The sequence below is a fragment of the Saccharopolyspora elongata genome, assembly GCF_004348985.1.
Lineage (GTDB): Bacteria > Actinomycetota > Actinomycetes > Mycobacteriales > Pseudonocardiaceae > Saccharopolyspora > Saccharopolyspora elongata.
Window position 1 is genome coordinate 117,670 of the sequence record NZ_SMKW01000001.1, and the last position, 16,306, is coordinate 133,975.

Annotated in this window: 11 protein-coding genes; 9 read left to right on the top strand and 2 right to left on the bottom strand. The window is 70.2% G+C overall.

Going from position 1 to position 16,306, the window contains the following annotated elements; genetic code table 11:
- The first annotated feature begins 168 nt into the window (after positions 1-168).
- From E1288_RS00650 to E1288_RS00670, 5 genes are all read left to right on the top strand, one after another.
- The gene (locus E1288_RS00650; protein WP_132479209.1) at positions 169-1,533 is read left to right on the top strand and encodes an FAD-binding oxidoreductase; all 1,365 of its coding nucleotides are present in this window, start codon (positions 169-171) and stop codon (positions 1,531-1,533) included.
- Positions 1,533-2,894, top strand: a complete 1,362-nt coding sequence (locus E1288_RS00655) for an FAD-binding oxidoreductase (protein WP_132479211.1) — start codon at positions 1,533-1,535, stop codon at positions 2,892-2,894. The genes E1288_RS00650 and E1288_RS00655 overlap by 1 nt, the downstream gene beginning before the upstream one ends.
- Positions 2,891-3,652 carry a decaprenylphospho-beta-D-erythro-pentofuranosid-2-ulose 2-reductase gene (locus E1288_RS00660; protein ID WP_132479212.1) on the top strand — a complete coding sequence of 254 codons (762 nt, stop codon included), beginning with the start codon at positions 2,891-2,893 and terminating at the stop codon, positions 3,650-3,652. Before E1288_RS00655 ends, E1288_RS00660 begins: the two co-directional genes overlap by 4 nt.
- Before the next feature lie 271 nt (positions 3,653-3,923).
- Complete coding sequence (locus E1288_RS00665; RefSeq protein WP_132479214.1) at positions 3,924-4,754, top strand: hypothetical protein; 831 nt, start codon at positions 3,924-3,926, stop codon at positions 4,752-4,754.
- A 317-nt stretch (positions 4,755-5,071) separates the two neighbouring features.
- Positions 5,072-6,373: a hypothetical protein gene (locus E1288_RS00670; RefSeq protein WP_207954101.1), complete on the top strand. Its 1,302-nt coding sequence runs from the start codon at positions 5,072-5,074 to the stop codon at positions 6,371-6,373.
- Positions 6,374-6,572: 199 nt separating this feature from the next.
- On the opposite strand, the gene E1288_RS00675 is transcribed toward E1288_RS00670, so the two are convergent.
- Positions 6,573-8,048: a hypothetical protein gene (locus E1288_RS00675; RefSeq protein WP_235883242.1), complete on the bottom strand. Its 1,476-nt coding sequence runs from the start codon at positions 8,046-8,048 to the stop codon at positions 6,573-6,575.
- A gap of 187 nt (positions 8,049-8,235) precedes the next feature.
- Here E1288_RS00675 and E1288_RS00680 point away from each other — a divergent pair, with 187 nt between their 5' ends.
- The 4 genes from E1288_RS00680 (at position 8,236) to E1288_RS00695 (ending at position 14,506) form a co-directional block, all read left to right on the top strand.
- Positions 8,236-11,409: an arabinosyltransferase domain-containing protein gene (locus tag E1288_RS00680; protein ID WP_132479215.1), complete on the top strand. Its 3,174-nt coding sequence runs from the start codon at positions 8,236-8,238 to the stop codon at positions 11,407-11,409.
- Positions 11,410-11,833: 424 nt separating this feature from the next.
- The gene (locus tag E1288_RS00685; protein ID WP_132479217.1) at positions 11,834-12,847 is read left to right on the top strand and encodes a glycosyltransferase family 2 protein; all 1,014 of its coding nucleotides are present in this window, start codon (positions 11,834-11,836) and stop codon (positions 12,845-12,847) included.
- Entirely contained in the window at positions 12,834-13,241 is a 408-nt protein-coding gene (locus E1288_RS00690) for a GtrA family protein (RefSeq protein ID WP_132479219.1), read from the top strand. Before E1288_RS00685 ends, E1288_RS00690 begins: the two co-directional genes overlap by 14 nt.
- The gene (locus E1288_RS00695) at positions 13,238-14,506 is read left to right on the top strand and encodes an NAD(P)/FAD-dependent oxidoreductase (protein WP_132479221.1); all 1,269 of its coding nucleotides are present in this window, start codon (positions 13,238-13,240) and stop codon (positions 14,504-14,506) included. Before E1288_RS00690 ends, E1288_RS00695 begins: the two co-directional genes overlap by 4 nt.
- Before the next feature lie 138 nt (positions 14,507-14,644).
- On the opposite strand, the gene E1288_RS00700 is transcribed toward E1288_RS00695, so the two are convergent.
- Positions 14,645-16,231 (bottom strand): alkaline phosphatase D family protein, encoded by a 1,587-nt coding sequence (locus E1288_RS00700; RefSeq protein WP_132479223.1) that lies wholly within the window; start codon positions 16,229-16,231, stop codon positions 14,645-14,647.
- Positions 16,232-16,306 lie beyond the last annotated feature (75 nt).

Here is a 16,306-nt window from a genome sequence, read left to right on the forward strand (position 1 = left end):
CCGACGACAGGGCATTCGGTACCTGGGGCACCCGGCTGGACGCCGAAGACGTGGGAGATCGAACTCCGCGAACGTCCCAGAAGAGTGTAGCGATGACGCATCGCACACCGCCGGGGACCGGATGTACCCGCCCGTATCGGCCGCTCCAGCGCGGATAGACTCGGCTGGGTGGGATCGGTAAAGGACGAGCTTCAGACGCTGACCGGCTGGGGGCGCACCGCGCCCACCAGGGCGCACGTCGTCAGCACCCCGGACGTCGAGGCGATCGCCAAGGCGGTCCGCGAGGCCGGTGAGCGCGGCGTCATCGCGCGCGGCCTGGGCCGCAGCTACGGCGACCCGTCGCAGAACGCGGGCGGCACCGTCATCGACATGACCGCCCTCGACCGGGTGCACCAGATCGACGTCGACAACGCGACCGTCGTCGTCGACGCGGGCGTGTCGTTGGACACGCTGATGCGCCAGCTGCTGCCGCACGGCCTGTGGATCCCGGTGCTGCCGGGCACCCGCCAGGTCACCATCGGCGGCGCCATCGGCTCGGACATCCACGGCAAGAACCACCACTCGCAGGGCTCGTTCGGCAGTCACGTGCTGTCGCTGGACCTGCTCACCGCCGACGGCGAGGTCCGCACGCTGACCCCGGACGGCGAGGGCGCCGAGCTGTTCTGGGCCACGGTCGGCGGCATGGGCCTGACCGGCATCATCACCAGGGCGACGATCAAGCTCAAGCGCGTCGAGACCGCGTACTTCCTGGTCGACAACGTGCAGACGAAGAACCTCGACGAGCTGATCGAGCACTTCACCGACGGCTCGGACGACAACTACGTCTACTCGGTCGCCTGGTTCGACTCGCTGGCCCGCGGCGACAAGCTGGGCCGCGCGCTGCTGACCCGCGGCAACTCGGCCCGGATCGAGGACCTGCCGAAGAAGCTGCGCAAGGATCCGCTGAAGTTCAACGCGCCGCAGCTGATGACCGCCCCGCCGATCTTCCCCAACGGCCTGGTCAACAAGTTCACCATCACCGCGTTCAACGAGGTCTGGTACCGCAAGGCACCGACGAAGTTCGGCCTCGTGCAGAACATCACCCAGTTCTTCCACCCGCTGGACCTCGTCGGCGAGTGGAACCGGGTGTACGGCTCGAACGGCTTCCTGCAGTACCAGTTCATGGTGCCCTTCGGGCAGGAGGCGATGTTCCGCCGCTCGATCGACAAGATCAGCTCGTCCGGCCACGTGTCGTTCCTGAACGTGCTCAAGACCTTCGGCGAGGGCAACCAGGCGCCGATGTCGTTCCCGCGCAAGGGCTGGACGCTGACCGTCGACATCCCGATCACGCCGGGCCTGGACCGGTTGTGCCGGGAGCTCGACGAGATGGTGCTGAACGCGGGCGGCCGGTTGTACCTGGCCAAGGAGTCCCGCACGTCGGCCGAGATGATCGAGCAGATGTACCCGCGGATCGAGGAGTGGCGGAAGATCCGCGCCTCGGTCGACCCGGAGGGCATCTTCCGCTCCGACCTCTCCCGGAGGCTCAGTCTCTGATGACCGCGTTCGAAACCAAGGAACTCTTCGGCTGGGGCCGCACCGCGCCGACTCAGGCGCGCGTGCTGAGCACCACCGACGTCGGGAAGATCGCCGAGGCGGTGCGCACGGCCGATGAGCGCGGCGTCCTCGCCCGCGGCCTGGGCCGCAGCTACGGCGACGTCGCGCAGAACGCCGGCGGCGTGGTCGTCGACATGACCCGGCTGAACCGGATCCACGACATCGACCCGGACACCGCGATCGTGGACGTGGACGCCGGCGTCAGCCTGGACCAGCTGATGAGGGCGGCGCTGCCGCACGGCCTGTGGGTCCCGGTGCTGCCGGGCACCCGGCAGGTGACCATCGGCGGCGCGATCGCCAACGACATCCACGGCAAGAACCACCACAGCGCGGGCAGCTTCGGCAACCACGTGCTGTCGATGGACCTGATCACCGCGGACGGACAGGTCCGGACGGTGACGCCGGACGGCGACGAGTCGGACCTGTTCTGGGCGACCGTGGCGGGCATCGGCCTCACCGGCATCATCATCCGGGCCAAGATCAAGATGACCCGGACCGAGACCGCGTACTTCGTGGCCGACCTCGAGCGCACCGACAACCTCGACGAGACGTTGGAGCTGGTCAGCAACGGTTCCGAGGACAGGTACACGTACTCCTCGGGCTGGTTCGACGCCATCTCCACCGGCCCCAAGCTGGGCCGCGCCGCGTTCAGCCGCGGCTCGCTGGCCAAGCTGGACGAGCTGCCGCCGAAGCTGCGCGCGGACCCGCTGAAGTTCGACGCGCCCAAGCTGGCGACGCTGCCCGACGTATTCCCCAACGGGCTGGCCAACAAGCTGACCTTCAGCGCGCTCGGCGAGGCGTGGTTCCGCAAGTCGCCCAAGCGCAAGCTCGGCGTGGTGGAGAACCTGACCGCCTTCTACCACCCGCTGGACATGTTCGGCGAGTGGAACCGGGCCTACGGCTCCAAGGGCTTCCTCCAGTACCAGTTCAGCACGCCGCTGAACGCGCACGAGGACCTGCGCCGGATCCTGCTGCGGATCGCGCACTCCGGGCACTACTCGTTCCTCAACGTCTTCAAGCAGATGGGCGAGGGCAACCGGGCGCCGCTGTCGTTCCCGCACCCCGGCTGGATGGTCTGCGTCGACTTCCCGATCAAGCCGGGCCTCTCCCGGCTGTGCTCCGATCTCGACGAGATGGTGCTCGGCATCGGCGGCCGGCTCTACACCGCGAAGGACTCGCGGACCACGGCGGAGACGTTCCACCAGATGTATCCGCGAGTCGACGAGTTCCGCAAGATTCGCCAATCCGTTGACCCCGAAGGCATTTTCGCTTCAGACATGAGCCGGAGGCTTGAGCTGTGATCGACGCCGTTGGAAACCCCCAGTCCCTGCTCGTCCTCGGCGGGACCTCCGACATCGCCTTGGCGACGGCGCAGAAGTACGCCGACCAGCGCCCGTTGCGCATCATCCTCGCGGACCGCCCGGAGGAGCAGGAGCGCTTGGACGCGGCCGCCGAGCGGCTGCGCAAGACCGGCAGCACGGTGTCGATCCTGACGTTCGACGCCCGCAAGCCGGAGACGCACGCCGAGGTCATCGACAAGGCCTTCGCCGACGGAGACGTCGACGTCACGCTGATCGCCTTCGGCATCCAGGGCGACAACGAGAAGGGCTGGACCGACGTCGAGGCGGCCCGTGCGGTGGCCGACATCAACTACCTGGCCCCGGTGTCGCTGGGCGTGCTGCTGGCCGAGAAGCTGCGCAAGCAGGGCCACGGCAACGTCGCGGTGATGTCCTCCCCCGCCGGTGAGCGCGCGCGGCGGTCGAACTTCGTCTACGGCTCCTCGAAGGCCGGCCTGGACGTGTTCTTCTCCGGCCTGGGCTACGCGCTGGAGGAGCACGGCGTCAAGGTGACCGTCGTGCGGCCGAACTTCACCCACACCAAGCTCACCGAGGGCATGAAGGCCGCGCCGATGGCGAACACCCCGGAAAGCGTCGCCGAGGTGATCGTGAACGGCGTTCGCAAGGGCAGCCCGCTGGTGTACGCCCCCGCGCAGTTCCGGTTCGTGATGTCGATCCTGCGGCACGTGCCGCGCGCCATCTTCCGCCGCCTGCCGATCTGATCGGTTTTCCGCGGGGCCGCCGGGGCAACGCCTCGGCGGCCCTTCGACGTTGCGGGAGCGTTGGGCGGCACGGGGATTCGGCTTCCGCAGTGGGCCGTCCGCGTGAAACCGCAGCATTCGGGGGAAGGGATACCCCTGCGATTCCGAGGGTTATCCCGCGCGTTCCCCGTTCTGCACGAAAACAGGGCGGTCGTCGTGAAGAATCGGGAAGCAGCACGGGTGCGCACCACGATGGCACCGCCAACCCGATTCCGCGCCGCGCGAGGGCCAGATGTCCGCCGAACAACCGAAACGCTCCCGCGAGATCAAGCCCGATCACGTGATCCTGGCGTTCCGCGTGATCGCGCACCTGGTCTTCCCGTGGCTCGCCGCCAGGTTCGTGTACAAACCGCGCGTCGGACGGCAACGGCGGGACCGGGTGCTGGATCGGCTGGCGTTCTGGCGGTCGGCGGTCGGCCTGCTCGCGGTGCTGGCGGCGACCAACGCCTACCTCTCGCCGTTCATGGTCTTGGGCGACAACTACGCCAAGGCGTTGCGCACCGCGGCATTCGCCATGCTGGCCGCGCCGCTGCCGTTCCTGGTACTGCTCGCCGTGACCCGATCCGGGTACCGCTACGAACTCCTCCCGGGCGGTCGGCGCATGTTGGGTCGAGGGGCGCTCGCACTGGCAGCGTTCGCGCTGCCGCTGGCCTTGCTCTTCGCCACCGACGGCGGCAGCTACGAGGTCACCACGCTGGCAGGGCTGCTCGTCGCGTTGATCGTGGTGGCCGTGATCGGCTGGTACGCGGCCTTCTGCCTCTGCACGCTTTACTGGGCCGCTCGCACCAGCTTCTGGATCAGCGAGATCCACCCGCTGCTAGCACCGGTCGCCTCGTCGTTCTTCGTGCTGCTGATCACCGGGCAGGAGATCATCAGCCTCGACACCAAGGGCGTGCCCGCTCCGCTGTGGCTCGGACTGAACCTCTGCGGGGTGGCCTCGACGTTGGTGCTCGCCGTCTTCGAGTACCGGCACGCCTGGTTGACCGGTTACCGGTTCCGCGGTGGACCGCGGCCGGTGGCCGCGCCAGCGCACCGGGATGGAACGGAGCCGACCGGGCGGTAACGATAGGCGCAGAAATTTCGCTCCGGAGGCAACGTTTCGAGGCGCTCCGGCGATCATCGATGTGACGGCGCTGTTAAGGCGTTCCGTCCGATATGTGACTTCCCGACGCGCTTCGCGCAGAGGAAGCGCGGATGCCCGGCGAAGTGGGGTTCATCGGGTGCCCGTGTCCGTGGGTCCTCCACCTGCCCATAACGTCTGGAGGACCCACGGAACGCACCGATTCTGCCCGTCGGTCCGTTCGGGGGAAAACCGCGAATCCGGGCAACCTGCGGGGGTCTTTCGGCGATCACCGGATGACCTGACCGAAAGGGTTGCGAGTGAACGTCAAACGACTCGTGGCGGCCGTGGCCGCCACCGCAGCGATCACCGGGCTGGCCACCGCCGCACCGGCGGTCGCGCAGACCGAACCGACGACCTCGGCGCCGAGCACGTCCGCCGAGGTCCCGAGCGAGCCGACCACGTCGGCGCCCGTCGAACCGACCACGTCGGCACCTGGCGAGCCGACGACTTCCGCGCCGTCCGAGCCGACGACATCGGCTCGTGCTGAGCCGACGACATCGGCGCCGGGCGAAGCCGATCCGGGCGAGGGCGCGATCCAGCAGCGCTACGAATCGATGTCCGCCGAGGAGAAGGCGCAGGTCGGCGCGCCCGCCGGGCACGAGGTCGTCGAGGACGAGGGCCTGCGCTGGCAGGACTTCGAGAACGCCCGCTTCTACTGGACTCCCGACACCGACGTGACGGTCGTGCGCGGGATGATCTACCTGGGGTTCCTGGAGCGCGGCGGGCACGACGCGCTGGGCGTGCCGATCACCGACGAGCTGGCCAGCAGCGGCGGCGGCCGGTACAGCGACTTCCTGACCCGCGACGGCGTGATCCACTCGGCCATCTACTGGTCGACGCGCACCGGCGGGCACCTGGTCGTGGGCCCGATCCTGGAGCACTTCCGCGAGCTCGGCGAGGACGCCCGCTTCGGCTACCCGGCGACCGACACGCGGCTCACGCCGGACGGTTTCGGCGCCTACAACCACTTCCTGACGCCGAACGCCCAGCACGAGGACGCGTCGATCTACTGGACGCAGCCGTCCGGGCCGAACGCGGTGCAGGGCGCGATCCGGGAGAAGTGGGCGGCCACCGGCTGGGAACGCGGCCCGCTGGGCTTCCCGGTCACCGACGAACTGTCCACACCGGACGGTGTGGGGCGCTACAACCGGTTCAACGGCGACGGCAGCTTCCCGGCCGGGATCGTGTGGAGCCCGCAGACCGGCGCGCACTCGGTGCAGGGCGTGATCGCGCAGCGCTACATCGAGCTGAGCGGCCCGGCGGGCGTGCTCGGCTACCCGACCACCGATGAGCTCGGCACGCCCGACGGGCGGGGCCGCTTCAACCACTTCACCGGCACCGGCGGGGCGTCGATCTACTGGACGCCGCAGACCGGCGCGCACGAGGTGTACGGCGGCATCCGCGCCCGCTGGTCGCAGCTCGGCTGGGAGCGCTCCTACCTGGGCTATCCGGTGACGGGCGAGCACGACGTCCCGCAGGGCCGGGCGAGCGAGTTCGAGCACGGCTCCATCGAGTGGCACCGCGAAGGCGGCCAGGTGGTCGACGTCCCGAAGGGCTGAGCAGGGGCGGGCAACCGGAGATCGGCGGGGCGATTTCCGGTTGCCCGCGTGCGTGGCGTCGAATTCATGGCGGACTTCGAGACCGCCATTTCGACGTGCCGTGCGGGTGGCGATTTCGCGCGAAATCGCCACTTCTCAGGCGTGGCGAACGGCGATTTCGCGCGAAATCGCCGTTCTGGCGCGGACGACGTGACCGGCGTCAGCGGGGTTCGAGGACCAGGTGGGCGTGTTCCGCCCAGGTCGAGCCGATGTCCCAGCGCGGGTCCGGTCCCGGGCCGGGTTCGCGGCGGAGGACCACGTCGATCGGGCGAGGTTCGGTCGGGGTGAAGTGGCGGTAGTTGAACTCCAGCAGCGCGCGGACGAACGGCGTCGCGTCGGCCAGCCGCTGCTCGATCTGGGGCGCCAGGTAGCCGCGGTCGGAGAAGGTGTCGACGATCGCGCAGTCGCAGAAGTACGCGAGGGCGCCGATCTCGCCCGGGCTGGTGACCGTGCGGTCGCCGACGAGGCGTCCGAGGTCGGTGCCGATCCGCTCGTACTCGGCCGCCGTCGCCCAGTTCGTCATGATCGCCGCCTCGCGCCACGGCAGGCCGTGCTGAGCGGCGAACCAGACCTGCGCCACGAGCACCGCGCACCCGGCCAACCCCGCCAACGACCACCGGGCCGCGACCGCGCCGATGCCTCCGGCCAGCAACAACGACAGCCCGATCAGGCTCGGCGCGTAGTACCAGTGGTACGGCGGAACGCCCATGAGCGTGTAGACGTAGTAGTGCGCGATCGCGCCGAGCCCGATCAGCGCCCACGGCCACAGCGGCACGGCGCGGCGGAACGCCCTCAGCACGCACGCGATCGGCAAGCACACCAGGCCGAGCACGGCCGGGATCAGCGAAACCACCACGGCCGTCGGGAAAACCCCGTGGTAGAGCTCCAGGCCGTTGCTGAAGTCCCAGTCGCCCCAGGACTTCTGCAGCTGCTTGATCACCAGCGTGTCCGGCACGGCCGAGCCGAAGTACAGCCAGCTGAACGCGAACCACGGCACCACGATCGCCGCGGCCGCCGATAACCAGCGCCACCAGCCGCGCCACAGGCCCGGCCGGCCGATCAGCACCACCAGGACGAACACGCCGAGGTCCAGCCGCGTCAGGGCGAGCAGCCCGGCGGCGACGCCGAACAGCACCGGCCGGCGTTGCACCGCCGCCAGCAGCAGCACGCCGAGCAGCGCCGAGGCGAGCGTCATCTCCAGGCCCACCGTCGAGAGCACCAGCGGGTTCGCCGCCACCAGCAGCGCCCCCACAGCGCCCGTCCAACCAGGGAAACCGCTGGTCCGCGCCGCGCTGCGGAGCGACACCGCGAGCAGGACGTTGGCCAGCACGAACACCACGCCCAGCGCCACGACCGGCTGCCGCACCACCGCCGTGACCGCGGCGAGCACCAGCACGTTCAGCGGCGCGGTCGCGGAGTTCGAGACTTCGGCGCCGATCAGCCCCCAGTGGCCGTGGAACGCCAGGTTCCGGGCATAGCTCAACGTGATGTAGCTGTCGTCGATGAGTGCGCTGTGGACGACCCAGAACAGCGCGCCGGCCACGACGCCGACCACCAGCGGCATCCAGAACGAGCCCGCGGACCGAGTCCGCTCCCGCTGCTCCTCCGCGACCGCAACTTCCGCAACGCCCACCATGTGCCCGCTCCTGTCTGTCCGACACGTGCACGCCGGAGCGGTGCGGCGGGTTGCCCGCCGCGGGCAACCTGCGCGGCGCCCCGATCGTCAATCGGCTGGACGAATTCGGCGCGCCGCCGCCGTGCGTCGCGCGCAGCGTTGGCCAGGATTGAGCAGGCGAGGAAAAGTCCGATCTGCGAGGAGCGCGGTGAAGTACTTGAGCAGTCCGGCACAGCTCGATCCGCCGGCCGAGCCGCAGACCGACGGAACCGGTGCCGACCGCCCGCGGCGATCCCGCGCAGGCCTGTGGGTGGCGCACCTCCTGGCGTGCTGCATCGGCATCGTCGGGCTCGGTTGCGCGCTCGCGCTGCCGTTCGCGCCCGTCTGGGTGGATCGCACCGAGGTGAGCTGGCCGGCCGCCGAGGCCCGGTCCACCACGGCGTTCTTCGCGCCCTACCGGCCCGCGTCGTTCGACGCGTCCGTGCCGTGCCCGGTGCTGCGCGCCGCGCTCGACCGGCCGGCGCGGACGACCGTGCTGACCACCCTGCCGCCGGGCAGCGACCGCGAAGGCCTGGTCCTGACCACCCGCGACGGCAGGCCGGAGCTCGTCCTCGACCAGCACCAGGTCCCGCTGCCGCCCGGCACCTGCGAACTGTCGATCCACGCGGACTCGACGCGATCCGTGGTGACCGCGGGCGGCCGCCCGCCGATCGTGCTGCCCGGCATGGCGGCGCCGGAGATCTTCACCTTCGCCACCGACCTCGAACCCGAGGAGCTCGCCGGGATCTCGGTCACCGCGCGCACCTTCTCCTGGTTCGACACCTCGCCGACCGACATCAAGAGCACCTTGATCACGACCACGCTGGTGCTCGCGCTCGTGTCGCTGGTCCTGCTGTTCGTCCACGCCCCGCCCGCCCTCGGCGCGATCCGCGTGTCGCCGCTGCTCCTGCCGGTCGACGCGCTCGTCGCGGCGGTGCTGGCGGGCTGGCTGGTGATCGGGCCGCTCACGGACGACGACGGCTTCGCGATGATGACCGTCCGCAACTACGACGACGCCGGCGACATCGGCAACTACTACCGCTGGTTCAACGCCTCCGAAACGCCGTTCACGCTGGTCCAGCACCTGATGCGGTGGGTGTCGGAGGAGAGCCTCGCACCCGCCTGGCTGCGCGTGCCCAGCGCGATCGCCGGGCTGCTGACCTGGCTCGTCGTCAGCCGCGGCATCGTCCTGCCGGTGTGCCGGGGCACGCGGCGCCTGCCGTTGCACCTGCTCACCGCGGTGTTCTTCCTGGCCTGCTGGCTGCCGTTCGGGCTGGGCATCCGGCCGGAGCCGTTCGTCGCGCTGGGCACGTCCGCGCTGGTCGCGGCACTGCTGAAGATGGGCCGGACACGCGCGCCGCACTTCTGGCTGGGCGTCGCCGCGCTGATCGCCGGGCTGACGATGTCCGTCACGCCGACCGCCGTGAGCGCGCTGCTCACCGTGCTCGTGTTCACGCCGCGCATCTGGCGGGTGCTGGCGCAGCGCGGTGCCCTGCCGCGGTGGGTCAGCCTGCCCACGCGCGTCGTGCTGCTCGGCTGCGTGGGCTCGGTCGGCCTGGTGGCGATGTTCGCCGACTCGACGCTCAACGGCGTCCGGAGCGCGACCGCGATCCACGACGAGTTCGGGCCGAGCCTCGGCTGGTACCAGGAGATCGACCGGTACGCGAACCTGCTGGGCACCAACATCTGGGGCACCGCCACCAAACGGCTGGTCGTGTTCCTCGTGGTGGCCGCCGTGCTGATCGCGGCGGCGTGCGCGATGCGCCAGGTGCACCGCTGGACCGAGCTGCCCGACCTGCCGATGGTGCTCGGCTCCGTCGTCGCGGTCCTGGTCGCGCTGTGGTTGACGCCGTCGAAGTGGACCCACCACTTCGGGGCGCTCGCCGGGGTCGGCTCGGCGCTGCTCGCGGTGACCGTCGTGCTGCTGGGGCGGGTCGGCCGGATAGAGCGGGCCAGGCGCGAGGCGCGGCTGGTCGGCGTGTTCGGCGGGATCGCCGCGTCGGTGGCCGCGGCCCTGGCGTTCATGGGCCCGAACGTGTGGCCGATGCAGTCCGACCTGGCGATGCCGTGGTCCGACACGCCGGTCCGACCCGGCCTGCCGCTGGACAGCCCGGCGCTCTGGCTCGCCACCGGCGTGGCGGTCGGCGTGCTCGCCTTCTGCTTCGTCCGGATCCGCGCGATGCTGTCGCGACCCGCCCCCCGCGGTCTCATGTGGACGGTCATGCCGATGTCGGTGCTCGGGGCGGCCGCGCTGGCGTCGGTGGCGGTGCTGCTCGGATCGTTCATCGCCGCGCCGCAGACGATGGGCGACCGCTTCTCCATCGCGCGGATGAACTCGCAGAGCATCCGGGGCAGCGGCTGCGGGCTGGAGAACGAGATCGAGGCGCTGCCGATCGCCGCGCGGCTCGCGCCGATCGCCGGAGCCGCCGAGCTCGACGGCTTCACGTCGGCCGGTGGGCCGCCGCAAGAGCCCGACCTGCGCGAAGTGCACCCCGGCGAGCCGCTGCTGGCGAAGCGGCCCGACGACCCGAAGACCCCCGAGGGCGAGGTTGCGACGACGACGGCGAGCCAGTTCGCCTGGACCAGCACGGCGGGCGGGCCGCAGACGACCGGCTCGCTGACCTCGGCCTGGTTCGGCCTGCCCCGGCTCACCGGCGACCAGACGCTGTCCGTGTGGGTATCCGGCCGGCCCGAGCAGGGCAACTCGCTGGCCCTGGAGTTCGGCACCGCGGCGGGTCCGGTGGCGACGCGCGAGCTGCGCGATCCGCCGCCGACGGAGCTGGCGTTCGACGACCCGCGCCACGGCAGGCCGATCGACTGGCGGAACTTCCGCGGCTGGCGGCTGCTCACCGTCGAGCCCGGGCAGATCCCGGCCGGGGTCGACCGGGTCCGGGTGCACGCCGCGGACCGCACCACCGACCAGCAGGGCTGGCTGACGGTCAGCGGCCCGGCGGTGCGGGACGTGGTGCCACTGCGGCAGGCGCTCGCGGAGCGGGAACCGGTGCTGATCGACTGGCCGATGAGCTTCGTGTTCCCCTGCCTGTCCGACTACCCGCGGGTGTCGCACGGCGTCACCGGCACCCCGCGGATGCTGATCACGCCGCCCCTCGGCGAGGGCTCGATGGCGTTCGGACCCGACATCGGCGGTGTGTTCGCCGGGGTTCCGATGCTCTCCCAGCGCTACGAGCTGCCCAGCCGCCTGCGCGACGCCCCCGGCAACACCTGGGGCCACGTCCTATACGCGCGCTACCCGATCGAACGCGACGCGTACGCGACGACGCAGCACCGCGAACGCATCGGCGGCGCCGCAGGAGACCCGGCATACCCCTTCGAAGAGCACTGACCCACGAGTCACCGTTTCCGCTGTTCAGGACCCGTGCGTACGTTGTGCTGCCAGAGCGACACAAAGTGCGCACGGCCCCGGAGCCGTCGATCACGATCACTCCAACGGCATCGACACCGCCCGATCGGGCGCATCGTTTCGGCGCGTCGGGCGGGGTCGGGGCCGTTACCCTGGCGGCGGTTTTCGCACCGTGATCGGCGCAGGAGCAGCGGGGGGTAGCGGTGGCGATCTCGATCTGCTCGTCTATCCGGCCGGCTGGCGGCAATTCCACCGAAGCGCCCGCGACCGGGCCGTCCGAGGCCGGAAGAACCCCCGACTACGCCGAACGTGACCACCTGATCGGGGTGGATTACCCGTTGCCGGGCAACGCCCCCGGCGCGCGGGGCGTTCCTGTTCCACGGTGGGGTTGGCGAGGGGAGTGACCATGGCCGACACGATGCACCAGCAGGTCCGGGTTCCGGTCCCGCAACAGCGGCGGAGAGCCACCGGCGAGGGCGCGCCGCCGCTGATCTCGTACGTGCTGCCGGTCTACAACGAGGTCGCGGGCATCAAGCGGTTCCACGACGGGCTCACCGCGGCCACCGCCACCCGGGCCGAGTTCGACTACGAGTTCGTCTACGTCAACGACGGCTCCTCGGACGGCTCGCTGGGCGTCCTGAAGGACATCGCCAAGAACGACCCTCGGGTGCGGGTGGTGGACTTCGCCCGCAACTTCGGCCACCAGATCGCCATCACCGCCGGGCTGGACCACGCGGGCGGCGACGCGGTGATCGTGATGGACACCGACCTGCAGGACCCGCCGCAGGTCAGCCTGGAGCTGATCGACGCGTGGCTGGACGGCGCGGAGATCGTGTCCGCCCGGCGGCGCACCCGCCGCGACACGCCGTTCAAGCGCGCCACCGCGCACACCTACTACCGGGTGCTGCGGCGCTGCGCCGAGGTGGACATCCCGGTCGACACCGGCGACTTCCGGCTGCTCGACCGGCGGGCCGCCGAGGAGCTGCGGGGCTTCCGGGAGCGCAGCCGGTTCATCCGCGGCATGGTCGCGTCGATGGGCTTCGAGCAGCAGGAGGTGCTGTTCGACCGCGACGAGCGGGTGGCGGGCGAGACCAAGTACCCGATGCGCAAGATGCTGCGGCTGGCGGCCGACGGGGTCACCAGCTTCTCCACGGTGCCGCTCAAGCTGATCACCCGTATCGGCTTCATCACCCTGGTCCTGGCGATGCTCGGCATCGTCTACGCGGTGGCGCTGCGGCTGTTCTTCCCCGCGATCACCGTCTCCGGGTGGACCATGCTGATGGTCGCGATGCTGTTCCTCGGCGGGCTGCAGATGGTGTCGCTGGGCGTCATCGGCAGCTACGTCGGCCGGATCTACCACGAGGTGCAGCAGCGCCCCCTCTACATCGTGCGGAACGTGATATCGCATGACGAAGACTGAGCACGTCGAGGCCCGCGACCGGCTGATCAGCCGGTCGCTGCTGCTGTACGCGGTGATCGGCGCGAGCGGCGTGCTGCTGGACTACCTGCTGTTCCTGCTGCTGTTCAACGCGGCCGGGCTGCACGAGCAGCTCGCGAACGCGATCAGCACGACGGCCGGGATCACCAACAACTTCGTGCTCAACACGCTGTTCAACTTCCGCAAGCGGGACCGGATCGCGGTGCGGTTCCTGCGGTTCTACGCCGTCGGCGTCGCCGGGATCGCCCTGACGTTCGTGCTGCTCCAGGTGTTCTCCGGCTGGCTGGGCATCGACCCGAACCTGGTCAAGGCCGGTTCGCTGCCGGTGGTGCTGATCTTCCAGTACACGATCAACAAGAAGTGGAGCTTCGGATGAGAGTGGGCATCGTCGGGGCGGGCGCGACCGGGCTGACCGCGGCGTTCGACGTGGTGAAGGCCGGGCACGACGTGACGGTGCTGGAAGCGTCGGCGGAGCTGGGCGGGCTGGCAGCGTCGATCGAGGTCGGCGGGACGCCGCTGGAACGCTTCTACCACCACAGCTTCCGTACCGACCGGGCGATGATCGAGCTCGTCGAGGAGCTCGGGCTCGGGCACCTGCTGCGCTTCCACCGGCCCAGCACCGGCGTGTACGTCGACGGGGAGCTGCACGACTTCGGCACGCCGCAGGAGATGCTGCGGTTCCCGAAGTTCTCGCTGCTGGACCGGTTCCGCTTCGGGGCGTCCTCGGCGGCGCTGAAGTTCGTCCGGAACGGACAGCGGTTCAACTCGGTGCGGGCGCTGGACTGGATGCGCCGCTGGGCCGGGCCGCGGGTCACCGAGAAGATCTGGGAACCGCTGCTGACCGGCAAGTTCGGCGGCCACGCGGAGCAGATCTCGATGGCCTGGCTGTGGGCCCGGATCCACTACCGCACCTTCGAACTCGGTTACGTGCACGGCGGTTTCGAGCGGGTGTACCGGGCGCTGCTGGACGCGGTGACCGAGCGCGGCGGGAAGGTCGAGTTCGGCAAGCCGGTCGAGACGATCCGCCAGCCCGGCGCGACGGTGCTGGTGGGCGCCCGGGACGGCAGCAGCTACGAGTTCGACCGGCTGATCGTGACGGTGCCGCAGCCGGTGTTCGCGAAGGCGGCGGGCATCGACGCCGACAACGTGCTGTGGCAGAACCAGTACCTCGGCGCGACCTGCTTCATCCTGGAGTGCGACCGCAGCGTCATCCCGCACTACTGGCTGAACATCAACGACACCGCGTTCCCGTTCCTGGCGGTCGTCGAGCACACGAACATGGTCGACCGCAGCGAGTACGGCGGCCGGCACGTCGTGTACGTCGGCAACTACGTGCCGCGCGACGACTGGCGGTTCACCACCGACCCCGCCGAGCTGCTGGAGCGCTACATCCCGTGGCTGCGCAAGCTGAACCCGGACTTCGACCGCTCCTGGATCCTGGACTGGCACTTCTCCAAGGCGGGCTTCGCCCAGCCGATCGTGACGCCGCAGTACCGCGCCCTGATCCCGGGCCACCGAACGACGATGCCGGGAGTGACCCTGGCGACGATGTCCCAGATCTACCCCCAAGACCGAGGCCAGTCCTACGCCATCGCAATGGCCCACGAAGTAACCCGCCACCTCGGCCTCAACCACGGCTGACCCGCAATCTCGCGTCACCCGGGTGGCGTCCGCCGGTGCGGCGCAAGCGTTCTGGGTCTCGAAAGCGACGACCGACGAGACCGACGCGGCTGACGAAGGGTGGCGCGCAGCTCGGTGGAGCTGCGCGCCACCTCCGGATCAGGCCTTGTTGAGGCCCGGCTTGCCGTCTTCGACCACGAACGACGCCAGGGTTTCCACCGGAGCGCCCGGCTTCGAGACGTACGGGACCACTCGGTAGTCCGCCCGCAGCTCGCCCGCCGTGAACTTCGTCCGGATGTAGCCCCGCTGGTTGTTGTACAGGCGGACGTGCGGGTTCTCCGCCAGGTAGCCCTTCTCCTTGTTCGTCAGGTTCGGCGAGCCGTCGCCGCCGCTGGTGATCGACGTGGTCGTCAGCTCCGTGCCGACGATCTTGTCGCCGTCGTGGATGTCGTTGGCCCAGTTGGTGTGCACGTCACCGGTGAGCACCACCGGGTTCCGGGTCTTCGCCTGCTCCCAGCCCTTGATGACGCGGGTCCGCGAACCGACGTAGCCGTCCCAGGCGTCCGGGTTGTAGGCCTTGTCCGAGCCGTTGAGGTAATCGATCTCGGCGAACATGACCTGCTGGCCGAGCACGTCCCACTTGGCGTTGGAGCGGCGCAGGCCGTGCAGCAGCCAGCGCTCCTGCTCCGCGCCGGTGAGGCTGCGCTTCGGGTCCAGCCGGGCCGGGTCCTGGGTCGGGAACTTGTCGCCGCCGACCTGGTCGTCGCGGTACTGCCGGGTGTCGAGCATGTGGAACGTCGCCAACCGTCCCCATTGGACGCGGCGGTGCAGCCGGAGGTCGATGCCGTGCGGGATCTGCGCGCGGCGCAGCGGCATGTTCTCGTAGTAGGCCTGGAAGGCGGCCTTGCGGCGCTCCAGGAAGTTCGGCTGCGGGGTCTCCGGCTTCTCGTAGACCTCGTCGGCCCAGTTGTTGTCCACCTCGTGGTCGTCCCACACCACGACCCACGGGGCCACCGCGTGCGCCTGCTGCAGGTCCGGGTCGGCCTTGTACTGGGCGTGCCGCTGGCGGTAGTTGGCCAGCGTCTCGGTCTCCGGCCCGGCGTGGTCGCGCGGGTTGCCGCCCGGCGCGACGTAGACGCCGGCCTTGTACTCGTACTGGTAGTCGCCGAGGTGCAGCACCAGGTCGGGGTGCTCCTCGGCGAGGTGCCGGTAGGCGGTGAAGTAGCCGTGCTCGTACTGCGAGCAGGACGCGAACGCCATCGACAGGCTGGTCAGCGCGCCCGGCAGCGGCGCGGTGCGGGTGCGGCCGGTCGGCGAGAGCGAGCCCTCGGCGCGGAAGCGATAGAAGTACTCGCGGTCCGGGCGCAGCCCGAAGAGCTCGACGTGCACGCTGTGCCCCAGCTCCGGCGCGGCCTGCGCCTCGCCGCGCTGCACGACGCGCTTGAAGAGCTCGTCCTCGGCGACCTCCCACTGCACCGGGAAGGTCCGGTTCGGCATGCCGCCCATGCCGTCCTCGGCCAGTGGGTTCACCGCCAGGCGGGTCCACAGCACGACGCCGTCGGGCGCGGGATCGCCGGACGCGACACCGAGCGCGAAGACCTCGCCCCGCCGGGCGACGCCGGCACCCGGCTGCGCGACCGCCGGCAACGCGGCCACAGTGGACAGTGCGGCGGCACCCGCCAAAGTGCCGCCGAGCAACACGCTGCGCCGCGAGACGCCGGTGGGTTCAGACAAGACGACCTCCATCGTTCGGGAAACGCCCCAACTCTCACCCCGAACGATGAAGGCACCCTGCCCACCGGGTGATCAGCAAATGAACAA